Consider the following 22,256-nt stretch of genomic DNA (forward strand, 5'->3'; position numbering starts at 1 on the left):
TCTCCGTCATTCCGGGTGATGCGAAGCATCCAACCCGGAATGGCAATGAATATAGGACGACCAGCCCTTCCTACTGCACGCTCAACGCCACGAAGCGCAGCTCGCCCTCAGCATTGGAGACGAGCAGCAGCACCGACTTCTTGCCGTCCTTCTTGAGCTGATCGACCCGCTTCTGGATGTCGGCGCCGCTCGACACCGCCTCCTGCGCCACCTCGACGATGACGTCACCGGCGGAGAGCCGCTTCTCGGCGGCGTCGGAATTGGCATCGACATTGGTGACGACCACGCCCTTGACGGTGTCCTTGATCTTGTAGCGCGCGCGTAGATCCTTGCTCAGCGTTGCCAGATCGAGACCGAGCGCCTTCTGCGTCACCGGCTTCTCGGGTGCGGGCTCGTCGGTTTTCACCGCGGCCTGCACCTTTTCGGGATCCTGGAGCCGGCCGAGCGTGACCTTCTTGGCCTGCTCCTGGCCTTTGCGGATAATGATCACGTCGACCTCCTTGCCGACCGCCGTGTCGGCGACGACGCGGGACAGGTCCTTCGGATCCTTGACGTCCTTGCCATCGAATTTGACGACGACATCACCAGGCTCGATGCCGGCGGGCTTCGCCGGACCCTTGTCGTCCACGCCGGCGACCAGCGCGCCGCGCGCCGGCTTGATGTTGAGGCTCTCGGCAATCTCGTCGGTGACGCTCTGGATGCGCACCCCTAACCAGCCGCGGCGCAGCTCGCCAAACTGCCGGAGCTGGTCGACGACGCCAACGACCGTCTTCGACGGCACGGCGAAGCCGATACCGATGGAGCCGCCGGAGGGCGAGATGATCAGCGTGTTGACGCCGATGACGTCGCCGTCGAGGTTGAACAGCGGGCCGCCGGAATTGCCGCGGTTGATGGAGGCGTCGGTCTGGATATAGCTGTCATATGGCCCTGAGGAGATGTCGCGGTTCTTGGCCGAAACGATACCGGCCGTGACCGTGCCACCGAGACTGAAGGGGTTGCCGATCGCAACCACCCAGTCGCCGAGCCGGAGCTTGTCGGAGTCGCCGAACTTCACCGCGACCAGCGGCTTCGGCGGCTTGATCTTGAGCACGGCGAGGTCGGTCTTCTTGTCGACGCCGACCAGCTCGGCCTTGATCTTGGTGCCGTCGTTGAGGATGACATGGATCTCGTCGGCATCGGCAATGACGTGGTTGTTGGTAACGACCACGCCTGCTGCGTCGATGATGAAGCCGGAGCCGAGCGAATTGGTCTTGCGCGGCGGGTTGTTGTCGCCGCCCTTACTGCCACCGCCGGGACCCCTGCGGTTCTTGAAGAAGTCGTCGAAGAACTCCTCGAACGGCGAACCTGGCGGCAGTTGCGGCATGGTGTTGCTGCCGCCGCCCTTGGCCTCGACGGTCTGCGACGTAGAGATGTTGACGACCGCGTCGATCACCTTCTCGGCGACGTCGGCGATGCCGTCCGGTCCACGCGCATGAGCCGGCGTGCCGAATGCGCCGAAAGCACCGATGGCGAGCGCGGCCAGCCCAGTTCGCACCCAGTGGCGCAAGCGGGACGGGGCAATGGTGGCAGCGGTCATTGTGATCTCCAGAGAATAAGGGTTCGGCGCCAGCCTGCGCTCGAACGGGGGGACGGCGCAAGCGCAGAGCTTAACGGGTCTCAACACCCCGATAATACGGCGAAAACCGGTCGATTGCCTTCACTTTGGCGTTGGCATGACGTCTAAACCGGGCGCCGCATCACCCAGATCAGGATCAGGCCGGCCACGGCCGAACCGATCCCGACAGCCCGCAGGATGTTGTCGGGCGTGGCGATAGCACTCTTCATAGCCTTGCGCATCCAGTTGGGACTGGCCGCGAACATCAAGCCTTCCAGCACGAACAGGATGCCCAGGCCGATGAGGAAGTCGGCAAACGCAATGGACCTCATCGGAATGGAACCTCCCGTTATGCTGTTCTTGTCTGGGCAGGGGCGGCCAAGCCGGCCGCCCTTGTCTAGCTTAGGGCTTCGCCGGCGTCTCGGTTGCCATCTTTCCGGACGGGTTACTGAAGTACCGGAAGAAATCCGAGTCCGGCCGCAGCAGGAAACGGGTATCGTTCGAACGTAGCCCGTTCTCATAGGCCGTCATCGACCGGTAGAAGGCGAAGAAATCGGCGTCCTTGCTGTAGGCTTCCGCAAACAGGCGGTTGCGCTCGGCATCGCCTGCACCGCGGGTCTGCTCAGCCTGCGAATTGGCCTCCGCGACGATGATGGTCGCCTCGCGATCGGCCTTGGACTTGATCTCCTGAGCCTTCTGGCCACCCTGCGCGCGGAACTCAGCGGCCTCTCGCTCACGCTCAGTCTTCATGCGCTGGTAGACCGCCTGGCTGTTCTGCTCCGGCAGGTCGGCACGGCGGATCCGGACGTCGACGACCTGAATGCCATAGCCATCGGCCTCGCGGTCGAGCTGATCGCGGATACGCTGCATCAGCTTCTCGCGATCGTCGCGAACCACGTTGATGAAGGTGACCTCGCCGAGCACGCGGCGCAGCGCCGCGTTGAGAAGCGTGGTCAGCTGAATGTTGGCGGCCTGGATCGAGCCGACGCTCTGATAGAAGCGCAACGCATCCTTGATGCGGTAACGCGCGAAGGCGTCGACCACCAGCCGCTTCTGGTCGGAGGCGATCGCTTCCTGCGACGGGTTCTCCAGGTCGAGAATCCGCTTGTCAATGTTGATCACCGAATTCCACGGCGCCTTGAAATGCAGGCCGGGTGCGGTGACGACGTCGACCGGCTTGCCGAACTGGAGCACGATGGTCTGCTCGGTCTGCTGCACCGTGAACAGCGACATGTAGCCGACGATCACGACCAGCAGGAGTCCGAGCAGCGAGACGAAACCTGTAACCGGAGACCTCATCGGTTGCCCCCGCTCGACTGCGGACCGGTCGTAGGCTGCCGCTTGGGCGTCAACTCGGGAAGCGGCAGATAGGGCACGACACCCTGACCCGCAGGGCCGCCGTCATAGACCAGCTTCTCGGCGCCGCCGAGCACGCGCTCCATCGTCTCCAGATAAATCCGCTCACGCGTCACGTCGGGCGCCTTCTTGTATTCGTCGTACACTTTCAGGAAGCGCGCGCTCTGGCCCTTGGCCTCGGCGACCGCCTGCTCCTTGTAGCCTTCGGCGGCCTGCAGGATCTGCGCTGCACGTCCGCGCGCCTGCGGCACCACCTGATTGGCGTAGGTCTGCGCTTCGTTTTGCAGTTGCTCCAGATTGGCTCGCGCCGCCTGCACGTCACGGAAGGCGTCGATCACCTGCGCTGGCGGATCGACCTTCTGCATCTGCACCTGGGTGATGAGAATGCCCGCGCCATAGCTGTCGAGGGTCTTCTGGATCAGCTCCTGCACACCCTGCTCGATCGTATTGCGGGCACCGGTCAGGATCGGCTGGATCTGCGAACGGCCAATCATCTCACGCATCGCGCTCTCGGCGACCGCTTTCACGGTGCCTTCGGGGTTCTGGATGTTGAACAGAAAATCGCCGACGCCGCCGGCGTCGGGCTTGATGCGCCAGAGCACGGTGAAGTCGACGTCGACGATGTTCTCGTCACCGGTCAGCATCAGGCTCTCTTCCGGCACGTCGCGAATGGAGCGGCCGCGCCGCGCCGGTTCCTCGATCACCGTCATGCCGATGGAGGTCGTGGAGACGCGCAGCGCCTTCGGCAGCAGCACGGTCTCGATCGGATATGGCAGGTGATAATTCAGGCCCGGATCGACGGTGCGGACATGCTTGCCGAAGCGCAGCACGACGCCGCGCTCTTCGGACTGCACGCGGAAGAAGCCCGACAGCAGCCAGAACGCGACGATGAGCAGGATGATCAGCGTGATGCCGACGCCGGAAAAATAGCCGCCCGGCATGATCTGCTGGAGGCGGTCCTGGCCGCGCCGCAGGAGGTCTTCCAGATCCGGCGGCCTCGGCCCGACCGGTTGCGGGCCTGAGCCCCACGGTCCCTTTGGACCCGAGCCCCATGGGCCACCGCCCTGATTCTTCCACGGCATTCGACGCTCTCCTCGGCAGGGTGGCATTGCCCCCCGCCCGCTTTGTCCGGTCCGGCTTTATAGGGGACAGGCAGGTCCCTTACAACGCAGCCCTGACCGTCTTCCGAGCTATGCTCGGGCACGAAAAAGTCAATGTAAACATTGGCGAATGCGGTTAATGGCGCGCCCGCCGACGATATGTCACATAGGAGAAGTCGGCGCTGTCGTCGGGGCCGGCAGGATGACGGATGCGCGCCACCTCGTCCCACTCGGCCTTGTCGATGTCGAAATACGTGTCGCCTTGGGGCCGCGCATGCACTTCGGTGATTTCGAGCCGATCGGCGCGATCGAGCCATTGCCGAAAGATCTCGGCGCCGCCGATCACCGCGATCTCAGTGACCGAACGCCGTAGGGCGTCGCCCCGCGCAATCGCGTCCGCATCCGATGCCGACGTCGTGACGATGGCGCCGTTGGCGCGATAGTCCGCATCCCGCGTGATCACGATGTTGGTGCGGTTCGGCAGCGGCCGGGGCAGGGATTCGAACGTCTTGCGGCCCATGATCACGGGCTTGCCGATCGTGAGCGCCTTGAAGCGCGCCATGTCGGATTTCATTCGCCACGGCATGGCGTTGCCGGCGCCGATGATCCCGTTCTCGGCGATCGCGACGACGAAGACGATCTCCATCAGGTCGCGCTCCCGGCAAGCCGTGTCAACGCTGGCCCGGTGACGCGACACAGCGTCCAGTCGTCCATCATGACGGCACCGAGGGATTTGTAGAACGCGATCGACGGCGCGTTCCAGTCGAGCACCGCCCATTGCAGGCGCGACCAGCCGTTGTCGACGCATTCCTTCGCGAGATAGACCAGCAGCGCCTTACCGAGGCCCCTGCCCCGATGCGACGGCCGCACATAGAGGTCTTCCAGATAAATGCCATGGCGGCCGCTGAAAGTGGAGAAATTCGCAAACCACACCGCAAAACCGACCGCCTCGTCGTTCCACTCGGCGATCGCGCAATGGAGCTGCGGCCGCTCACCGAACAGCGCGTCCGCAATCATCGCCTCTGTTGCCTCGATCTCGTGCGAGAGCTTTTCGTATTCGGCGAGCTCGCGGATGAAAGCAAGAACGAGCCCGGCTTCGCCCGGGCGCACGCGGCGGATGTTGAGCGACATAGGCGCTAAACCGCGACTTCCGCCTTGATGTGCGGATGCGGATCGTAGCCGACGAGCTCGAAATCCTCGAAGCGGAACGAGAAGATGTCTTTCACGTCGGGGTTGATCCGCATCACCGGCAGCGCGCGCGGCGCGCGGGTGAGTTGGAGCTTCGCTTGCTCCAGATGGTTGGAATAAAGGTGGGTATCACCGAATGAATGCACGAAGTCGCCGGGCTTGAGGCCGGTGACCTGCGCGACCATCATCGTCAGTAGCGAATAGGAGGCAATGTTGAAGGGCACGCCGAGGAACACGTCGGCAGAGCGCTGATAGAGCTGGCAAGACAATTTGCCGTTGGCAACGTAGAACTGGAACAGGCAGTGGCACGGCGGCAGCGCCATCTTGTCGACCTCGGCCGGATTCCAGGCCGAGACGATCAGGCGGCGCGAGTCCGGATTGCGCTTGATCATGTCGACCACATTCGCGATCTGGTCGATGCTGCGGCCATCAGGCGCGGGCCAGGAGCGCCACTGATGCCCGTAAACCGGGCCGAGATCGCCGTTGGCATCGGCCCATTCGTCCCAGATGGTGACGCCGTTGTCGCGCAAATATTTGATGTTGGTATCGCCCTTCAGGAACCAGAGCAGCTCATGCACGATCGCCTTCAGCGGCAACCGCTTGGTGGTCAGCATCGGGAAACCGGCGGACAGATTGAAGCGCATCTGGTGGCCGAACACCGACAGCGTACCGGTACCGGTCCGGTCGGTCTTCTCGGCGCCGTCTGAAAGAATCCGCTCGAGCAGGTCCTGATACTGGTGCATGTGTCGTGAGCCTTTGGGGAGGCTGGAAAACTTAGCGGCCGCCTCCGCGCTGCGACAGCGGCGATTCGCTGTTCGCGCCGATTATACCCGAAAAAGTGAGCGTTCCCGGCGCAAACGACAAGGGGCGGAACCCAGCGTCCCACCCCTCGCCTATTAGCTTGATCCTGCTGGCTAAGTTGCCGGCTTCAGCACCGGGCTCCATTTCGCGATCTCGTTCTTGACGAGGCTCGCCAGCGCCTCTGGTGTACGGTCCTTGGGGCCGGGAATGACGCTGCCGAGCTCGAGCAGGCGCTTCCGCACGGTCTCGTCGTCGAGCGCCTTGATGGCCGCGGCGTTCAGGCTCGCAACGATTGCCGGTGAGGTTCCCTTCGGTGCGAACATCGCATTCCAGGCCTGGGCCTGGAATGCCGGCAGGCCGGCTTCCGCCGTGGTCGGCACGTTCGGCAGCGACGGATTGCGCTCCGCCGTCGCGATCGCATAGGCCTTGATGGTGCCGGCATTGATTTGCGGCACGGCGTTGACGATCTGGTCACACATGTAGTCGACCTGGCCGGCTACCAGCGCGTTCATCGCAGGGCCCGTGCCATTGAAGGGCACACCGACCGGCTTGATGTCGAGGATGGAGTGCAGAAGCTCGCACGAGACGTGCGAGACCGAGCCGACGCCGGCATGCGCGGCATTCACTTTCTCGGCGTTGGCCTTCACGTAGGCGACGAACTCCTTGAGGTCCTTCGGCGGAAAATCCTTGCGCGCCAGGATCAGGATCGGCGTGCCCGCGAGCAGCGCGACCGGCTCGAAGTCCTTTTCGGGATGATAGGCGAGTTTCGGATAGAGCGGCACGGAGGCGGCATGCGTGCCCATATGCCCGGTGATGAGCGTATAACCGTCGTTGGCCGCACGCGCCGCGCGCGTTGTGGCGGTGGTGCCGCCGGCGCCAACCACGTTTTCGATGATGATGCTCTGCCCCAGCGTCTGCGCCATGTGCGCGGTGACGATGCGCGCGACGACGTCGGTCGGTCCGCCGGCCGCGAACGGCACGATCATGGTGATGCTGCGCGTCGGATAGGTCTGTGCCTCAGCCGGTGCGGCAAGGACGCACAATGATGCGAACGCCGCGGCACATGCGCCCGCAAGCGCGCGAATGACAGTCATCTCGATCTCCCGGGAGACAAACAAAAATGCCGGCCACGAAGGCCGGCATTTTCATTCCACGAAGCCGTCATACAAGTCGATTCGACTTCCGAATGCGGCGCGCGGACGCAGGGCGCGGCGCCGACGCAGGGCGCACCCCCTCAGTTCTCAGACTCGGTGAACACCTCGTCGCGCTTGGCGCGCAACACCGGCAGCACCGTAAGAACCAGGAGGCCCGCCGCGACGGCCAGCAGCACCGCCGATAATGGACGCGTCAGGAACACGCTCCAGTCGCCGCGCGAGATCAGCAGCGCACGGCGCAGGTTCTCCTCCATCAGCGGCCCCAGCACCATGCCGAGCAGCAACGGCGCGGGCTCGAAATCGTGCTTGATTAGCCAGTAACCGACGAGGCCGAACACGCCTGCGAGGATGACGTCGACCGGTGCGTTGTTCACCGAATAGATGCCGATCGCACAGAAGATCACGATCGAGGGGAACATCAGCCGGTACGGCACGCGCAGCAGCCGCACCCAGATTCCGACCAGCGGGAGGTTGATGATGATCAGCATCAGATTGCCGATCCACATCGAGGCGATCATGCCCCAGACGAGATCCGGCTGCTTCTGCATCACCTGCGGGCCCGGCACGATGCCGTGGATGGTCATCGCGCCCACCATCAGCGCCATCACCGCGTTGGGCGGGATGCCGAGCGTCAGCAGCGGGATGAACGAGGTCTGCGCGGCGGCATTGTTGGCGCTCTCCGGCCCCGCCACGCCCTCGATCGCACCGCGGCCAAACCGCGACGGATTCTTCGCAAGCTTCTTCTCGAGCGTATAGGCGCCAAACGATGCGATCGTCGCACCACCGCCGGGCAGGATACCGAGGATCGAGCCGAGCACGGTGCCGCGCAGGATGGCAGGCGTCGAGTCGATCAGATCCTTTCTGGTCGGCATCAGGCCGGTGATCTTCTGCTGCACGAGATCGCGGCTCATCTCGGCGCCGGCGTCGAGATTGCGGATGATCTCGGCAAAGCCGAATACGCCCATCGCCACCGTCGCAAAGCCGAGGCCGTCGGCGAGTTCCGGAATGTTGAAGGCCATGCGCGAGGCGCCGGTCTCGATGTCCGAGCCGACCATCGAGAGCAACAGGCCGAACACGATCATTGCGATCGCCTTCAGCACCGAGCCCTTGGCCAGGACCACCGCGAAGATCAGGCCGAGCACCATCAGCGAGAAATATTCGGCCGGGCCGAACGCCAGCGCGAGCTTCGTAAGCGGCGCGCCGAGGACGGCAATCAAGACCGTCGCGACGCAGCCGGCGAAGAACGAGCCGATCGCGGCGATCGCCAGCGCGGGACCAGCGCGGCCCTGCTTCGCCATCTGATGGCCATCGATGGCGGTAACGACCGATGTCGCCTCACCGGGTATGTTGACCAGGATCGACGTGGTCGAGCCGCCGTACTGGGCGCCGTAATAGATGCCGGCGAGCATGATCAGCGCGCCGACCGGCGGCAGTCCGAAGGTGATCGGCAGCAGCATCGCGACGGTCGCGATGGTGCCGATGCCCGGGAGCACGCCCACCAGCGTCCCGACCAGAGCGCCGATCAGGCACATCAGAAGGTTGATCGGAGAGAGCGCGACGGCGAAGCCGTGAGCGAGGTTGGCAAAGATATCCATCACGCCCTCACTGGATCAGGAAACGCGGAAACATCGGCATCGGCAGCCCGAGCACGTACGGAAACAGGATTGCGCAACCGAACGTCAGGCAGGCGCCGACGATCGCAGCTTCCAGCCAGCGCGTCTCGTGCGAGCCCGTCGCCGCAATCATGAAGCTGACGAAGGCTGTGACCACGAGGCCAAGAGGCCGGATCGCCAGTGCGAAAAAGACGATCGCCGCCACCACGAACAGCGGCCCGCGCCAGGCGTAATGGGCGAGCGGGGCTCCCTCCGTCAGGAGCCCCGTCAGGGCGATACCGGCGGACAAGGCGACCAGCAGGCCCCCGAACATGCGCGGCGCGGTGCCTGCGCCGAAGGAGAAGCCCCGCATGCCCTGCAAATCACTCGATGCCCACAACGCGAACAGCGCCAGCGCCATCAGGACGACGCCGCCGACATAGTCCTGCGCCGATCGGATCGTCATGAACAGCGTGAGAATCGCCACCACGAACAGCGGATAGGAATAGATGAGCGCCAGCAGTACCTCGGACGATGCCTTCTTGGCACCGCCACCGAACGATCCGAGAATGGCGCTGGGCGCGCCGGCGAGCAGCGCCGTCGCGTGGTTAGTGATCACCGTCGCCGGGCCGCGCCCGGCGCCCCAGCCGAAGATCGTCCCGATCGACCAGATCAATTCGAAAATCTGCGGCGCAAGCGCCAGCAGACAAAAACCGAGCGCCACCTTTGTGTTTCGGGTGGCGGTCGCTGAGTGGCCCATCGTGTCGGCCATGCCTGTCTCCTCCGCGACCCGTAAGTCACGAGCACTGTTGTTCTAAATCGGCTGGAACTGGATTCCCCCGCCCGGATCACTGCCTAGCGATTTTCATCACACAATGCCAGCAAAACCCAACAGGCTCCGGCGAGCACGAGCCAGAGTGGATTGATGCGCGAACGAAGGTGATCATCGCAACCGTCGCGCTCTTGGTGCGGCAGCGGGATCCATCAATGGCGATGAAACGTGCCAGATTCCAACCGGCGACTGTCCGGAACCTGCGCATGGAAACCGCTGGATCGCCGCTTGAAACCCCTGTTTTTCGAAACGTTTGCCGCCTATATTGGGGATGCCGGTTCGCCGGCTATGGAAATAAACGGTCGTCGCAATAAACCATTCGGACCCGGGGGCGGTACCCGGCGCCTCCACCAAAGCCCACCGATGGGCTGGCCCAAGAAGCGGGCTTTGGCGGGGGCGAAATAGGATCGACGAGGGCGTAAAGGGCGTACTTTTTCCCGGTATTGTTCCGCCGTTATCGGGCTACTGCAATAGTTGCCAACGACAACTTTGCTCCGGTTGCTCAGGCTGCGTAACGCAGTTTGAAAGACCACTCTAAAGTCCTAGCGGGTTAAGCTCCGCTAGGCGGGGTTCGGAGGCACCTGGCAACAGAAGCCTCCACTTTACTCTTTGATTTCTTCCCCGGCGGGGACTCCTGCTGGCCCGTCAGGCGCGGTACTATTGCGGCCTGGCGAGTCGGGCCGGCAGGGCCCGGCTTCGGGGACGCAACAGGACCACCATGGCGACCGATCATATCCGATACGATGTGCTGGCCCGCGACGCGCTGCGCGGCGTGCTGCGCAAGGTGCTGACCGATGCGGCGACCCATGGATTGCCGGGCGAGCACCATTTCTTCATCACCTTCGTGTCGAAGGCCGAGGGCGTGAAGCTGTCGCCGCGGTTGCTCGCGCAATATCCGGAAGAGATGACGATCATCCTCCAGCACCAGTTCTGGGACCTGACCGTGCTTGAGGACCGTTTCGAGGTTGGCCTCTCCTTCGGCGGCATTCCGGAGCGACTGGTGGTGCCGTTCAGCGCCATCAAGAGCTTCCTCGATCCGTCCGTGAAATTCGGCCTCCAGTTCGACACCTCCGACATCGCCGAGGTGGTGCCCGAGAGTTTGCCGGCAGCACCCGCACCGTCGGCCGTCGCGGTACCCGCGCCCGCCGCTGAGCCGGGGGAAAGCACGGAAGCGCCGGCGGCCCCGAACCAGGGCGGCGCCGAAGTCGTACGGCTCGATCGTTTCCGCAAGAAATGATCTAGGCTGGGCCGCCCCCGTCGCGCGCGGCCGGACTTCCTATATATCCGACGCCCTATATAGAAGAGCATATCAAGGGGCCGCGCGGCATTCCGCACGGCGAAATGGATGTGCTCATGGACAAGACTGCCCGCTCAGAGACTGCCCGCTCAGAGACTGCTCGCTCGAAGACCGACCGCCCCGCCACCCGCACCGAGACCGATAGTTTTGGCCCCATCGAGGTCGCCGCCGACCGCTATTGGGGGGCGCAGACCGAACGCTCGCGCCAGAATTTTCGCATCGGCACGGATCGCATGCCGATCTCGCTGGTGCATGCGCTCGGCATCGTCAAGCTCGCCGCGGCACAGTCCAACCGCGAACTCGGTCTGCTCGACCAGCGCCGCGCCAACGCCATCATCCGCGCTGCGCGCGAGGTGATCGAGGGCAAGCTGGACGATCATTTCCCGCTGGTGGTGTGGCAGACCGGCTCGGGCACGCAGACCAATATGAACCTCAACGAGGTCATCGCCAACCGTGCCAACGAGCTGCTCGGCGGCGAGCTCGGTGCCAAGAAGCCGGTGCATCCCAACGACCACGTCAACATGAGCCAGTCGTCGAACGATTCTTTTCCCACGGCGATGCACATTGCCGCCGCAAGCCGCATCAATGCCGATCTCGTCCCTGCGCTCAATGAGTTGCTCCGCGCGCTGCGCAAGAAGGAGAAGGAGTTTTCCAAGATCGTGAAGATCGGCCGAACCCACACCCAGGATGCGACGCCGCTGACGCTCGGCCAGGAGTTTTCGGGCTATGCCGCGCAGGTCGAGAGCGGCATCGCCCGGCTCAAGGCCGCGGTGAAGGAGCTCTATCCGCTGGCGCAGGGCGGCACCGCCGTCGGCACCGGCCTCAACTCCAAGCCGCGCTTTGCAAAGCTGTTCGCAAAGCACGTTGCCGGGATCACGAAGCTGCCCTTCACCAGCGCCGCCAACAAATTCGAGGCGCTGGCCTCGAACGATGCCTATGTGCTGGCGCACGGCGCCATCAATTCGGTGGCGACGGGCCTGTTCAAGATCGCCAACGACATCCGCCTGCTCGGATCCGGCCCGCGCTCGGGCCTCGGTGAGCTGATCCTGCCGGAGAACGAGCCGGGCTCCTCGATCATGCCGGGCAAGGTCAATCCGACGCAGTGCGAGGCGATGACCATGGTGTGCTGCCAGGTGTTCGGCAATCACACCGCGATCACGATCGCCGGCAGCCAGGGCCATTTCGAGCTCAACGTCTACAAGCCCGTGTTGGCCTACAACATGCTGCACTCGATCCGCTTGCTGGCGGACGCCGCGCGCTCCTTTACCGAACATTGCGTCAGCGGCATCCGCGCCGACGAGACGCGCATCAGGGAGCTGATGCAGCGCTCGCTGATGCTGGTGACGGCGCTCGCGCCGAAAATCGGCTACGACAATGCGGCCAAGGTGGCCAAGACCGCGCATGCCAACGGCACCACGCTGAAGGAAGAGGCGCTGCGGCTCGGCTTCGTTTCGGCCGATGAATTCGACCGCCTGGTCCGCCCCGAGAAGATGACCAGCCCGGGATAATTCCGAATTCCGATAGCCATCCGTAGTGATACGGACGCCAGACCCGCAGAAATATGCGGCTTTGGGGACGGGATTTGATTACCGTCAATGGCGCTGCTTGGCGGCGTGCTGCGCAGCCCTTCTGCCCTCGACAGGGCGAAATTCATCGTTTGATGGCCGAGTGGCCGATTGACGAGGACGAGCGAATGGCAATCAAGTCTTTTGGGGCGCAATGCAGCGCCCGGTTTCTGAACGTTTCAACCTGCCTGAAGAGGATCGGGTGATGGAGACGCGGCATGGGGAACGTCATCAACCTGAATCGTTTCAGGAAGCGCGCCGAGCGGGAAGCCTCGGCGAAGCAGGCGGACGTCAACCGGGCGAAGTTCGGTCGCACGAAAGCGGAGCGGTCGGCGGAGGAGAAGCGGGCGGACCGGGCGAAGGAGCATCTGGATCAGCACCAGATCGATCGCGAGGAGCAGCCATGAAGTCGCCCGTCGTGAAACGGTCGATCGTCGTCGCCGGCCACAAGACCAGCGTCAGCCTGGAAGAGGCGTTCTGGAACGGCATGAAGGAGATCTCGGGTCTGCGCAACATGACGCTGTCCGAGTTGGTCGGCGAGATCGACAGTAACCGCCAGCAGGGTAATCTGTCGTCGGCGATCCGGCTGTTCGTCCTGGACTACTTCAAGAGCCGCGCCATGGCCGTCCAGCCGGAAAAGGTCTCCGCCCAGTAGCCGCCGGGACTTTCCCCTGAGGCGACCTGCTCTGCACTTTAAAATCACTCTAAGGTGCAGCTTCGGCGAGCAAGCGCGCTTGACCTCAATGCCCTGGGTTGAAAATACAGGGCATGACCGACACCAACGATACGCGTTCGCAGATGCCGCTGGGCCTGGCGCAGCGCGGCTATACCGGCGTCATCCAGCATCTGTCTGCCCGCGAGGCGGGCTCGGCGCTGTCGGACATCGAGCTCGAGAGCCGGCTGATCGAACTCGGCTTCGTCGAGGGCGCCCGGGTCGAGGTCCTGCATGAGGGGCTGGTCGGACGCGACCCGATCGCCGTGCGGGTCGACAACATCACCATCGCGGTCCGTCGTCGCGAGGCCATGGCCATCATCGTCGCTTAGATAGCGGCCGGATATTTGCTCCCATGGAATTACCCCTGCTGCATCTCGCCCTGGTCGGCACACCAAACAGCGGCAAGACCTCGCTGTTCAATGCCCTGACCGGCAGCCGGCAGAAGGTGGCGAACTACCCGGGCGTCACGGTCGAGCGCAAGGAAGGCTTTTTCGTCACGCCGCTGGGCCGCCAGGTCTCCGTGGTCGACCTGCCCGGCACCTATTCGCTGCGCGGCCGCAGCCCGGACGAGGAGATCACCCGCGACTTCGTGCTCGGCAAGGCCTCCGGCGAGACGATGCCCGATCTCGTGCTGTGCGTGGCCGACGCGACCAATCTGCGCCTGACCATCCGCCTGCTGCTCGAGCTCAAGCGCACGGGACGGCCGATGATCCTCGTGCTCAACATGTTCGACATCGCCACGCGCCGCGGCATCAATGTCGACGTGGAACGGCTCGCCAAGGAGCTCGACGTGCCCGTGGTCACCTCGATCGCGGTGCGCAAGGGCGGCACGGCCGATCTGTTGCAGCTGACCGACGAGATCTCGGCCAAGCTCGCTGCCGAGCTGCGCGAGAACAACTGGCGCGCGCTCAGCGTCTCCGAGCTGCGCGCCACCCAGCGCGAGGCCGACCGCATAATCGCCGATTGCGTCAGCCTGCCTGCTCGACCCGACACCTGGACCGCCCGGATCGACGCGATCGTGCTGCATCCCGTCGGCGGCCTGATCGTGCTGACGCTGATCCTGTTTATCATGTTCCAGGCGGTGTTCGCCTGGGCACAACCGGCAATGGAGCTGCTCAAGTCCGGCTTCGATGCGCTCGGCGAGGTCGTTCAGGCCACCCTGCCCGCCGGCCTGCTGCAGAGCTTCCTGCAGAACGGCGTGATCTCCGGCGTCGGCAGCGGCATCGTGTTCCTGCCGCAGATCATCCTCATCTTCCTGTTCATCCTGCTCCTGGAAGATTTCGGCTACATGGCGCGCGCCGCGTTCCTGATGGACCGCATCATGGGCGGCGCCGGCCTGCACGGCCGCGCCTTCATTCCGCTGTTGTCGAGCTTTGCCTGCGCCATTCCCGGCATCATGGCAACGCGCGTCATCGACAACAAGCGCGACCGGCTGACCACGATCCTGATCGCGCCGCTGATGACCTGCTCGGCGCGCATTCCGGTCTACACGCTGATCATCTCCGCCTTCATTCCGGCCAGGGACCTCTGGGGCTTCATCAACTTGCAAGGCCTCGTGATGTTCGGCCTCTATGCCACCGGCATCGCCAGCGCGCTGCTGGTCTCGTTCGTGATCAAGTTCTTCATGCTGCGCGACTATGCCCCGGCGCCGTTCATGCTGGAGCTGCCGGACTACAAAGCGCCGCGGCTGAAATCGATCGCAATCGGCATCTACACCCGCGCGAAGATGTTCTTGCAGCGCGCCGGCACCACGATCTTCTCGATGATGGTGCTGATCTGGTTCCTGGCTTCGTTCCCGCAGCCGCCTGCGGGCGCCACGGAGCCGGCGATCGATTTCAGCCTGGCTGCGATGATCGGCAGGGCGCTCGAGCCGCTGCTCGCGCCGGTCGGCTTCAACTGGCAGATCGCCGTCGCCCTGATCCCCGGCATGGCGGCGCGCGAGGTCGCGGTCGCAGCCCTCGGCACCGTCTATGCGATCGAGGGCGGCAAGGAGGCGGCCGAGCAGATCGGTCAGGTGCTGGCGACGAAATGGTCGCTCGCGACCGCGCTGTCGATGCTGGCCTGGTACATCTTCGCCCCGCAATGCGCCTCCACGCTGGCGGTGATCCGGCGCGAGACCGGAAGCTGGGCCTGGATGGCCGTGACCTTCACCTACATGCTGCTGCTGGCCTATGCGGCGAGCCTCGTCACCTACAATGTCGCGGTCGCGCTAGGGGCGGGCTAAAGCCCCTCCCAACAAAAGCTGCGAAAACAACCCCATGCACAGTAGACGGGGGTCATGAAATCAATGGCTTACGCGTGTGCGAAAGTCATCCGACCATAGCTGGGGTAACCGGGCGAAATTCGGAAAATCAGTTGACCCGTCGGGCAAAACACCGGCATGATGGCATCGTCGACCTTCAACGCCATCAAGATCGCGGCCAGTCCGAAAATCGCCATCGGCTTCATGGATCACTTCAGCACCGACAGACTGACCGCCGAGAGGTTGCACGAAGACCATCTCGCCGACCTCGTCGCACTCCATCTCGATCCCGATGTCTCGCGCTATATCGGCGGCGTACGCTCGGCCGAAACGACGACGAAATATCTCGCCACCAACATGGCGCATTGGGACGAGCATGGCTTCGGGCTGTGGACGCTGCGATCGAAAGACGGCGCATTCGCCGGGCGGGCGGGAATCCGGCACATCCTCGTCGACGACGTCACGGAGATCGAGATTGCCTACGCGTTCAAGCGCGATCTCTGGGGCCAGGGACTTGCGAGCGAGATCGCGAGCGCGCTCACGGACATTGGGCTGTCGCAGCTCGCGCTGCCATCCCTCATCGGCATCGTCTATGTCGCGAATGGCGCATCGCGCCGCGTGCTGGAGAAGTCGCACTATCTGCTTGAGCGGCGCACGAACCGTCACGGCGAGGACGTCGCGATCTACCGCAAACGGCGGTGAGAGACTGATCCGGGCCTGGCCGGTGGAACCCGGCGGCGGCCCGAGAGTTCCTTACCGACCTTACAGTGCAATGCGGCTGCTCGCCTCGGGGCGGGGCAAGCAGCGGCCGTCCGGTAAACAAGTGCAACGGGGGTTCAATGACCGGTACGTCCAGGTCTGTGTCCGACAGTCATCTTAAGGATTTGCCGAGAGTTTCGACGGGCAGCGACGGCCTGGATGACATTCTGGGCGGCGGCTTGGACGCCAATCGGATGTATCTTTATGAGGGACGGCCCGGCACCGGCAAAACCACCATCGCGCTCCAATTCCTTCTCAGGGGCGTGCGCGATGGCGAACGCGTGCTCTATATCTCGCTATCTGAAACGAGACGGGAGCTGGAGCTTGTCGCGCATCGGCACGGCTGGTCTTTGCAAGGCGTGGATATCTTTGAACTAGTCCCGCCGGAGACAACGCTCGATCCCGAACGCGAGCTCACGGTGTTCCATCCCGCAGAGATGGAGCTGAGCGAAACCACCAATTTGATTTTCAAGGAGGTCGAACGCGTTGACCCCACGCGCGTGGTGCTCGACAGCCTGTCCGAACTGCGCCTGCTGGCTCAAAACCCGCTGCGATACAGACGCCAGGTTCTGGCTCTGAAGCATTATTTCACCAATCGCAATTGCACGGTGGTCCTGCTCGACGATCTCTCATCGTCCCAAGACGACCTGCAGCTTCATTCCATCGCACACGGCGTCGTCATGCTCGAACAGCTGGCAATCGAGTACGGGGCTGAGCGGCGACGGCTTCGCGTGATCAAGATGCGCGGCATAAGGTTTCGCGGCGGCTACCACGATTTCACGATCTCGGAAGGCGGCTTGCGGATATTCCCCAGGCTGGTCGCGGCCGAACATCACAAGCCCTTTTCCGGCGATTTCACGCCCAGCGGCAGCGCCGAGCTCGACCAATTGCTGGGAGGCGGCCTCGAGCGCGGCACCAACGCACTTCTCATTGGCGCTGCCGGCGTCGGCAAATCATCGCTAGCGCTGACCTATGCGATAGCGGCGGCGGAACGTGGCGAGCACGCCGTGTTCTTCGCCTTCGATGAAGGCCGCGGTACCGTGGAGGCGCGAGCCCGCACGCTCGGCTTGCCTCTCCAGGCTCACATTGACTCGGGGCGAATTCGGTTTCAGCAGATCGATCCCGCCGAATTGTCTCCCGGCGAGTTCACGGCGAACCTGCGCCGGAGCGTCGAGGTCGACAACGCGCGCGTGGTGATCATCGACAGTCTGAACGGTTACTTGAATGCGATGCCGGATGAGCGGTTTCTCATCCTGCAGATGCATGAACTCGTGAGCTACCTGGCACAGCAGGGCGTGCTGACCATCCTTATCCTCGCTCAGCATGGACTGGTCGGCCCGATGGATACGCCGCTCGACATCAGCTATCTGAGCGATTCGGTCTTGATGCTGCGCTATTTCGAGTTCGGCGGACGAGTGCGGCGCGCCTTGTCTGTCGTCAAGAAGCGCAGCGGCAATCACGAGCACAGTATCCGCGAGTTTCGGCTCGGCAGCACCGGGATCAAACTGGGCCCACCTCTCAACGAATTCAGCGGCATCTTTTCCGGCAATCCGCATTATACCGGCTCGGAACTCCCGGAAGGGCTGGCCGAATGAGCGCCCGCCGGGACAACCGTGTTCTCGTATACGCGCCGATCGGCCGGGACGGACCGGCATCGGCCGAGCTTTTCCGCGGCGGGAATCTGGACGCGGTCAACTGCCGAAGCCTGCTCGAACTCGTCAACGAGATGACCGCTGGCGTGGGCACCGTGTTTCTGGCCGAGGAGGGATTGTTCGGGAAAGATACGGCGCCGCTGGCACAATGGATCGCGAACCAACCGCCATGGTCCGACCTCCCATTTGTCGTTCTCACCAGCCATCGAGAGCAGCCGGCAGTCGTCGCCTGGCGCCGCAGCATCGTCGAGCTTCTGCGTAACGTTTCGCTGCTCGAGCGGCCGGTGCAGCCGATTACGCTGACCAGCGCGGTGCAATCCGCGATGCGGGCACGGCGGCGTCAATATGAGATCCGGGCTCTGCTTGAGGCCCGCGAGCAGACGGCGCAGGAGCTCGAGAAGCTGGTGATCGAGCGGACGCGAGAGCTGAAGGAGGCCAACGAGCAGCTTCGCCTCGAAATGAACGAGCGCGCTCGCGTGGAGGAAACGTTACGCCAGGCTCAGAAAATCGAAGCCATCGGCCAGCTCACCGGCGGCGTGGCTCACGATTTCAACAATCTGCTGATGGTGATTTCCGGCGGGCTCGACATGCTCGACCGCCAGACAGATCCAAACCGGCGCCGGCGTCTGATGGACGGGATGATCCAGGCGGCGCAGCGCGGCGCCAGCCTGACCAAGCAGCTTCTGGCGTTTTCCCGCCGGCAGAAGCTTCGGCCGGAGCCCGTCGACGTCGCTGCGCAGATCGGCGGCATGCGCGAACTGCTCGATCGCAGCCTGAGGGGCGATGTTCATGTCGAGTTCGATTTTCCGGAGCAGCTGTGGCCGGTAGAGGTCGATCCCGGTGAGCTCGAGCTGGTCATTCTCAATCTGGCCGTCAACGCACGCGACGCCATGCCCAATGGCGGCACGATCGTCGTGCGCGGGGAGAATCTACCCGACCTGAAGGACCAAGAGATCTCCGGCGATTATGTGCGTCTCTCCGTTATCGACACCGGTGTTGGGATGGCTCCGGGCGTCTTGTCCCGCGTCTTCGAGCCGTTCTTCACGACCAAGGACGTCGGAAAAGGCTCCGGCCTTGGGCTGGCGCAGGTCCATGGATTTGCGACGCAGTCGCGCGGCACGGTGCGCATCCAATCGGAGGTCGGCCGCGGCACCAGCATCGAGCTGTACCTGCCGCGGTCGTTCGACGTTCCTTCCAGAGAGCGACACCTCATCGACCTCACCAGGGTGCGGCCGAAGAAGAAGAACCACGGTCGAATCCTGCTGGTCGAAGACGATGACGAGGTGGCTGCCTTGGTCAGCGAGATGCTCGGCCAACTCGGCTATGAGGTCACGCACGCCTCCAGCGCCGCGGCGGCGCTTGGTGCCCTGGCCGACGGGCGCTCCATCGATCTGATCTTTTCCGACATCATGATGCCGGGCGGTATGAACGGGGTCGAGCTCGCGCGAGAGATCAAGAAAAGACGCAGTGACGTACCCGTCTTGCTGACCAGTGGATACGCCGAAGCGGCCGTCCATGAAGCGGAGGCCGAGGACGTTCAGATCCTGGCAAAGCCCTATCATATCGACGAACTGGCCGCCGCCCTTCACGCGGTCAAGTCAAAGCTTCGGCTCGACACGGACTCAAGGCGCTCGAATTGCCGCTGAGCTGGGCGGACGCACGAGAAAGCGAAATCAGACCGATGGCCGCTGATGCAGGTAGATCTTTTCGAACTGCCCGACCTCCTCCACCTTGGCCTTGTCGAGCAAGTGGAAGGTTCTGCGCTCGGTTGCGACGAGACCATCGTGACGAAGCTGCTGCAGGATCCGGTTGACGTGGACGACCGATAATCCAAGGCAGTCCGCCAGTTCGATTTGCGTAATCGGGAGCTCGAAGGACCCCTTTGTCGTGCGCCCGATCAGTTCAAGCCGCTCGTAAAGCTCAGCCAACAGGTGCGCCATTCGAACACGCGCCGGCCTGCGTCCGACATTGACGATCCATTCCCTGAAGATTGCGGAATCGATCAACGTTTCGCGCCAGAGCGCAGCCGCTACGTTCGGTCGCCTTTGATTTAGCTCACGCAAGGCGTCGTGCTTGATGAAACCGAGGGTACATTCCGTGAGCGTCGTCAGGTCATGATCCATGACGTGCAAGTGCAGGCTCTGGAGGTCCGGGATCTCTCCTGGCATATGGAGCGAGAGAATTTGCCTCTGTCCGTCCGGCGTAAGCTTGGAGCGGAATGCAAAACCATCAACGATCAGGCAGGATTCCGAGGGGCGGTCACCGTCACGCACGAAGCGCTGCTGGGCCGGGACGCGCTTGCTATGGATAGAAAGTTCTTGAAGTGCCAGGACATCGTCCTGGTCGAGCCGATTGACTTTACTGAGTTTTTGAACGAGTGCAGCCGTTAACGTTGCGGGCATCGCACACCTCTCCGCGCTTGAGGAAGTTTGAGCCGGAAAGGAACTCGCCGCTCCGGCCGATAGGCGGGAGCACAAAACTCTCAGCCACCAGCGCCCAAGAGTCGCGGCCGGTGATCAGGGACAATCATAGGTTAAGGGGAAGGTTCCGCTCAGCGCCTAAGTTAATTTCTGGTCTGATACCCGCTCGATCTCGAAGCGCAACGAAACCAGCAAAACCGGGCCGAAATCATCGCGAACTTCGATTGCCAGCGTCCGGAACGCCGAACCGGGCAGCACGTCCCTGGCGAACTCGGCCATCGCCGTGGAGACCATAGTCCTCACCTCCTCCAAGGAGGCGATATCGACGCCGATCTCGTCGGCGATGAAGGTCTCATTGTCCCGCGTGTCGAAGTAATAGCGTGGCATGCACGCAAACTGACGGCCAACGCGTCCGTTCCTCGCTCCCAAGCCGTTTGTGCGCTTACCGGAAATACCCCAGCACCAGATCGATGTCCGAGCTGCCGGCCAGCGTGCCGTTCAGCTCGGCGTCGATGACGCGGCGGCAGGCTTCGATCGCGGCGTGGTCGCCGAGGTCGTTGGCGGCTTCCAGCACGAGCCAGGCGGCGTCGACCGACGCCTTGTCCGGCGCACCGCCGCCGAGATCGGCGGCCGGTGCCTTGTTGATCTTCTTGCGAACGGCGGTGCCGAATTGAGGCAACATTGCAGATACTCCCCTGTCCTCAATGTACTTCTCAGTGTACCTGGAGCTCGGGCTGGCGGCCCGCATCGGCACCCGCGCTGTTCTTGCGCGACTGGTAGAACTTCAAGATGCTGCGCGAGGTCTCGATCTTGAGCCGGCCGTACTCGCGCTCATTGTCCTGCAGCTCGCGGGCCGTGATCAGATGATCCTTGGCGCCGAGGAACAGCAGCGACATGGTCGTGTCCCAGGAGAAGTCGAGTGCCTTGCACAGCACCAGGATCATCTCGCGATTACGGTCCATCAGCGCACGCTCGATCACGTCGACCGGCAGCGCCGACAGCAGCGACAAGCCGATCTGCACTTCGTCGAAGCGGTGCTGGCGCGCATAGTTCGAGATCGAGTCCTGGTTGAGATTGCCCTGGCGGTACTGCGTCGTTACCACGCGCTTGGCGACGAAATAGCTGCGCGAGGACGGGCCGAACTTGGACTGAAGATCGCCGGTGACCTCGGTCACCGAGCTCTGGATCTGCGTCATCATTTCGGGTCGTTCAGTCTCGAGCCGGCGGCGGACGTCTTCCGAGGCCTTGGAGATCAGCTGCTGGAAGATGTGACGCGGCACGTCCTTGCGCAGGCCAAGCTGTTCGGCAAGGATCGAATCTCCCTCGGCGCGGCGCACCATGTGCAGCAGGCCTGAGCCGGAGAAGCGTGCGCCCTCGTTCTTCGCAACGGACGTCACCACCTCCTGGTTGCCGCGCTTGACCAGCACGTCGGTCACAGCCTCGCCGATCGACTTGCGCTGGGCGATCGCCAGCAGATGCGACTGGCTCTTGGTCATGGCGCTCTCGACCAGCATCTTCTCGTCGATACGATTGGACTCGCGCAGCACGGGACCTGCGACCTCGATCTCGTCGTCGAGCGCGAGCTTTTCGATGACATTGAAGGGGGCATGGTCGCACGCCGACATCACCTCCGAGAGCTGCACCCGCGCCGCGACCTCGATCTCGTCGGCAAGCCGCCCGATGACCTCGCCGAACATGCTGATCTCGTCGTCGCTGTAGCGGCCGGTGATTAGGATGTCGGTCGCATGCCACAACGCCTTCACACGGCTTTCGTCGGTGCCGCGTGCGATCGCGTCGTCCAGATCCTGCAGAAGCGTTTTCGCGCCGTTCATCTCGATAACCCCCAGTTCTTGGCGAGCCGTTCTCGCCGAGCAGCTCTTGACGAGCAGCTTGGCAAGCCGTCCCGCCGCTCGTGGCAGGACACCGGATTCCTCAGGAACCGACGCTAGAGATCAAACGCGAGAATTCAGTAAAACCGGCGAATCAGTT

The 22,256-nt window shown here is 63.4% G+C and carries 23 protein-coding genes and 1 other RNA gene; 10 read left to right on the forward strand and 14 right to left on the reverse strand.

Annotation, left to right across the window (positions count from 1 at the left end; all coding sequences use genetic code 11):
- Nucleotides 1-70 precede the first annotated feature (70 nt).
- The 10 genes from IVB12_RS34500 to IVB12_RS34545 all read right to left on the reverse strand — a co-directional run bounded on the left by IVB12_RS34500 (nt 71) and on the right by IVB12_RS34545 (nt 9,557).
- Nucleotides 71-1,576: a Do family serine endopeptidase gene (locus IVB12_RS34500; RefSeq protein WP_247306553.1), complete on the reverse strand. Its 1,506-nt coding sequence runs from the start codon at nt 1,574-1,576 to the stop codon at nt 71-73.
- A gap of 143 nt (nt 1,577-1,719) precedes the next feature.
- The gene (locus IVB12_RS34505; protein ID WP_027560516.1) at nt 1,720-1,926 is read right to left on the reverse strand and encodes a DUF2065 domain-containing protein; all 207 of its coding nucleotides are present in this window, start codon (nt 1,924-1,926) and stop codon (nt 1,720-1,722) included.
- Nucleotides 1,927-1,996: 70 nt separating this feature from the next.
- Nucleotides 1,997-2,893 (reverse strand): protease modulator HflC, encoded by an 897-nt coding sequence (locus IVB12_RS34510; RefSeq protein ID WP_247278533.1) that lies wholly within the window; start codon nt 2,891-2,893, stop codon nt 1,997-1,999.
- Nucleotides 2,890-4,032, reverse strand: a complete 1,143-nt coding sequence (gene hflK, locus IVB12_RS34515) for an FtsH protease activity modulator HflK (RefSeq protein ID WP_247306557.1) — start codon at nt 4,030-4,032, stop codon at nt 2,890-2,892. Before hflK ends, IVB12_RS34510 begins: the two co-directional genes overlap by 4 nt.
- Nucleotides 4,033-4,186: 154 nt before the next feature.
- Nucleotides 4,187-4,696: a dihydrofolate reductase gene (locus tag IVB12_RS34520; RefSeq protein ID WP_247306560.1), complete on the reverse strand. Its 510-nt coding sequence runs from the start codon at nt 4,694-4,696 to the stop codon at nt 4,187-4,189.
- Nucleotides 4,696-5,181, reverse strand: a complete 486-nt coding sequence (locus IVB12_RS34525; protein WP_247306562.1) for a GNAT family N-acetyltransferase — start codon at nt 5,179-5,181, stop codon at nt 4,696-4,698. Before IVB12_RS34525 ends, IVB12_RS34520 begins: the two co-directional genes overlap by 1 nt.
- A gap of 5 nt (nt 5,182-5,186) precedes the next feature.
- The gene (locus IVB12_RS34530; RefSeq protein ID WP_247278529.1) at nt 5,187-5,981 is read right to left on the reverse strand and encodes a thymidylate synthase; all 795 of its coding nucleotides are present in this window, start codon (nt 5,979-5,981) and stop codon (nt 5,187-5,189) included.
- Nucleotides 5,982-6,152: 171 nt separating this feature from the next.
- A complete protein-coding gene (locus IVB12_RS34535; RefSeq protein WP_247306565.1) occupies nt 6,153-7,133 on the reverse strand; it encodes a tripartite tricarboxylate transporter substrate binding protein BugD in 981 nt (326 codons plus the stop codon).
- 140 nt (nt 7,134-7,273) lie between these two features.
- A complete protein-coding gene (locus IVB12_RS34540) occupies nt 7,274-8,791 on the reverse strand; it encodes a tripartite tricarboxylate transporter permease (protein ID WP_247278527.1) in 1,518 nt (505 codons plus the stop codon).
- A 4-nt stretch (nt 8,792-8,795) separates the two neighbouring features.
- Nucleotides 8,796-9,557, reverse strand: coding sequence for a tripartite tricarboxylate transporter TctB family protein (locus tag IVB12_RS34545; protein WP_247306568.1), 762 nt, complete (start codon nt 9,555-9,557; stop codon nt 8,796-8,798).
- Between the two features lie 294 nt (nt 9,558-9,851).
- Between IVB12_RS34545 and ssrA the strand changes: the two genes are divergently transcribed.
- From ssrA to IVB12_RS34595, 10 genes are all read left to right on the forward strand, one after another.
- Nucleotides 9,852-10,219: a transfer-messenger RNA gene (ssrA, locus tag IVB12_RS34550) on the forward strand.
- Nucleotides 10,220-10,335: 116 nt separating this feature from the next.
- The gene (locus tag IVB12_RS34555) at nt 10,336-10,854 is read left to right on the forward strand and encodes a ClpXP protease specificity-enhancing factor SspB (protein ID WP_247306571.1); all 519 of its coding nucleotides are present in this window, start codon (nt 10,336-10,338) and stop codon (nt 10,852-10,854) included.
- 104 nt (nt 10,855-10,958) lie between these two features.
- On the forward strand, nt 10,959-12,422 hold the full coding sequence (gene fumC / locus IVB12_RS34560) for a class II fumarate hydratase (protein ID WP_247306574.1): 1,464 nt from the start codon (nt 10,959-10,961) through the stop codon (nt 12,420-12,422).
- Between the two features lie 275 nt (nt 12,423-12,697).
- The gene (locus tag IVB12_RS34565; RefSeq protein ID WP_247306577.1) at nt 12,698-12,886 is read left to right on the forward strand and encodes a DUF4169 family protein; all 189 of its coding nucleotides are present in this window, start codon (nt 12,698-12,700) and stop codon (nt 12,884-12,886) included.
- Nucleotides 12,883-13,134 (forward strand): ribbon-helix-helix domain-containing protein, encoded by a 252-nt coding sequence (locus IVB12_RS34570; protein WP_247306579.1) that lies wholly within the window; start codon nt 12,883-12,885, stop codon nt 13,132-13,134. Before IVB12_RS34565 ends, IVB12_RS34570 begins: the two co-directional genes overlap by 4 nt.
- A gap of 113 nt (nt 13,135-13,247) precedes the next feature.
- Nucleotides 13,248-13,523 carry a FeoA family protein gene (locus tag IVB12_RS34575; protein WP_247278520.1) on the forward strand — a complete coding sequence of 92 codons (276 nt, stop codon included), beginning with the start codon at nt 13,248-13,250 and terminating at the stop codon, nt 13,521-13,523.
- 23 nt (nt 13,524-13,546) lie between these two features.
- Nucleotides 13,547-15,418, forward strand: coding sequence for a ferrous iron transporter B (locus tag IVB12_RS34580; RefSeq protein WP_247306597.1), 1,872 nt, complete (start codon nt 13,547-13,549; stop codon nt 15,416-15,418).
- Nucleotides 15,419-15,640: 222 nt separating this feature from the next.
- The gene (locus tag IVB12_RS34585; protein WP_247306828.1) at nt 15,641-16,138 is read left to right on the forward strand and encodes a GNAT family N-acetyltransferase; all 498 of its coding nucleotides are present in this window, start codon (nt 15,641-15,643) and stop codon (nt 16,136-16,138) included.
- 137 nt (nt 16,139-16,275) lie between these two features.
- Complete coding sequence (locus IVB12_RS34590) at nt 16,276-17,790, forward strand: ATPase domain-containing protein (RefSeq protein WP_247306598.1); 1,515 nt, start codon at nt 16,276-16,278, stop codon at nt 17,788-17,790.
- Nucleotides 17,787-19,493, forward strand: coding sequence for a response regulator (locus IVB12_RS34595; RefSeq protein WP_247306600.1), 1,707 nt, complete (start codon nt 17,787-17,789; stop codon nt 19,491-19,493). Before IVB12_RS34590 ends, IVB12_RS34595 begins: the two co-directional genes overlap by 4 nt.
- 27 nt (nt 19,494-19,520) lie before the next feature.
- On the opposite strand, the gene IVB12_RS34600 is transcribed toward IVB12_RS34595, so the two are convergent.
- The 4 genes from IVB12_RS34600 to IVB12_RS34615 all read right to left on the reverse strand — a co-directional run bounded on the left by IVB12_RS34600 (nt 19,521) and on the right by IVB12_RS34615 (nt 22,099).
- Nucleotides 19,521-20,249, reverse strand: a complete 729-nt coding sequence (locus IVB12_RS34600; RefSeq protein WP_247306603.1) for a Crp/Fnr family transcriptional regulator — start codon at nt 20,247-20,249, stop codon at nt 19,521-19,523.
- 156 nt (nt 20,250-20,405) lie between these two features.
- Nucleotides 20,406-20,654, reverse strand: a complete 249-nt coding sequence (locus IVB12_RS34605; protein WP_247306606.1) for a hypothetical protein — start codon at nt 20,652-20,654, stop codon at nt 20,406-20,408.
- A 55-nt stretch (nt 20,655-20,709) separates the two neighbouring features.
- Nucleotides 20,710-20,949 (reverse strand): hypothetical protein, encoded by a 240-nt coding sequence (locus IVB12_RS34610; protein WP_247306609.1) that lies wholly within the window; start codon nt 20,947-20,949, stop codon nt 20,710-20,712.
- Nucleotides 20,950-20,980: 31 nt separating this feature from the next.
- Nucleotides 20,981-22,099 (reverse strand): DUF2336 domain-containing protein, encoded by a 1,119-nt coding sequence (locus tag IVB12_RS34615; protein WP_247306612.1) that lies wholly within the window; start codon nt 22,097-22,099, stop codon nt 20,981-20,983.
- Nucleotides 22,100-22,256: the final 157 nt, after the last annotated feature.

The sequence above is a fragment of the Bradyrhizobium sp. 179 genome (assembly GCF_023073535.1).
In the GTDB taxonomy this organism is placed as follows: domain Bacteria; phylum Pseudomonadota; class Alphaproteobacteria; order Rhizobiales; family Xanthobacteraceae; genus Bradyrhizobium.

What these genes read in the sequence shown, in the direction of transcription:
- IVB12_RS34500 (WP_247306553.1), bottom strand. Translation starts at nt 1,576, where the DNA reads ATGACCGCTGCCACCATTGCCCCGTCCCGCTTGCGCCACTGGGTGCGA.
- IVB12_RS34505 (WP_027560516.1), bottom strand. Translation starts at nt 1,926, where the DNA reads ATGAGGTCCATTGCGTTTGCCGACTTCCTCATCGGCCTGGGCATCCTG.
- IVB12_RS34510 (WP_247278533.1), bottom strand. Translation starts at nt 2,893, where the DNA reads ATGAGGTCTCCGGTTACAGGTTTCGTCTCGCTGCTCGGACTCCTGCTG.
- hflK (WP_247306557.1), bottom strand. Translation starts at nt 4,032, where the DNA reads ATGCCGTGGAAGAATCAGGGCGGTGGCCCATGGGGCTCGGGTCCAAAG.
- IVB12_RS34520 (WP_247306560.1), bottom strand. Translation starts at nt 4,696, where the DNA reads ATGGAGATCGTCTTCGTCGTCGCGATCGCCGAGAACGGGATCATCGGC.
- IVB12_RS34525 (WP_247306562.1), bottom strand. Translation starts at nt 5,181, where the DNA reads ATGTCGCTCAACATCCGCCGCGTGCGCCCGGGCGAAGCCGGGCTCGTT.
- IVB12_RS34530 (WP_247278529.1), bottom strand. Translation starts at nt 5,981, where the DNA reads ATGCACCAGTATCAGGACCTGCTCGAGCGGATTCTTTCAGACGGCGCC.
- IVB12_RS34535 (WP_247306565.1), bottom strand. Translation starts at nt 7,133, where the DNA reads ATGACTGTCATTCGCGCGCTTGCGGGCGCATGTGCCGCGGCGTTCGCA.
- IVB12_RS34545 (WP_247306568.1), bottom strand. Translation starts at nt 9,557, where the DNA reads ATGGCCGACACGATGGGCCACTCAGCGACCGCCACCCGAAACACAAAG.
- IVB12_RS34555 (WP_247306571.1), top strand. Translation starts at nt 10,336, where the DNA reads ATGGCGACCGATCATATCCGATACGATGTGCTGGCCCGCGACGCGCTG.
- fumC (WP_247306574.1), top strand. Translation starts at nt 10,959, where the DNA reads ATGGATGTGCTCATGGACAAGACTGCCCGCTCAGAGACTGCCCGCTCA.
- IVB12_RS34565 (WP_247306577.1), top strand. Translation starts at nt 12,698, where the DNA reads ATGGGGAACGTCATCAACCTGAATCGTTTCAGGAAGCGCGCCGAGCGG.
- IVB12_RS34570 (WP_247306579.1), top strand. Translation starts at nt 12,883, where the DNA reads ATGAAGTCGCCCGTCGTGAAACGGTCGATCGTCGTCGCCGGCCACAAG.
- IVB12_RS34575 (WP_247278520.1), top strand. Translation starts at nt 13,248, where the DNA reads ATGACCGACACCAACGATACGCGTTCGCAGATGCCGCTGGGCCTGGCG.
- IVB12_RS34580 (WP_247306597.1), top strand. Translation starts at nt 13,547, where the DNA reads ATGGAATTACCCCTGCTGCATCTCGCCCTGGTCGGCACACCAAACAGC.
- IVB12_RS34585 (WP_247306828.1), top strand. Translation starts at nt 15,641, where the DNA reads ATGGATCACTTCAGCACCGACAGACTGACCGCCGAGAGGTTGCACGAA.
- IVB12_RS34590 (WP_247306598.1), top strand. Translation starts at nt 16,276, where the DNA reads ATGACCGGTACGTCCAGGTCTGTGTCCGACAGTCATCTTAAGGATTTG.
- IVB12_RS34595 (WP_247306600.1), top strand. Translation starts at nt 17,787, where the DNA reads ATGAGCGCCCGCCGGGACAACCGTGTTCTCGTATACGCGCCGATCGGC.
- IVB12_RS34600 (WP_247306603.1), bottom strand. Translation starts at nt 20,249, where the DNA reads ATGCCCGCAACGTTAACGGCTGCACTCGTTCAAAAACTCAGTAAAGTC.
- IVB12_RS34605 (WP_247306606.1), bottom strand. Translation starts at nt 20,654, where the DNA reads ATGCCACGCTATTACTTCGACACGCGGGACAATGAGACCTTCATCGCC.
- IVB12_RS34610 (WP_247306609.1), bottom strand. Translation starts at nt 20,949, where the DNA reads ATGTTGCCTCAATTCGGCACCGCCGTTCGCAAGAAGATCAACAAGGCA.
- IVB12_RS34615 (WP_247306612.1), bottom strand. Translation starts at nt 22,099, where the DNA reads ATGAACGGCGCGAAAACGCTTCTGCAGGATCTGGACGACGCGATCGCA.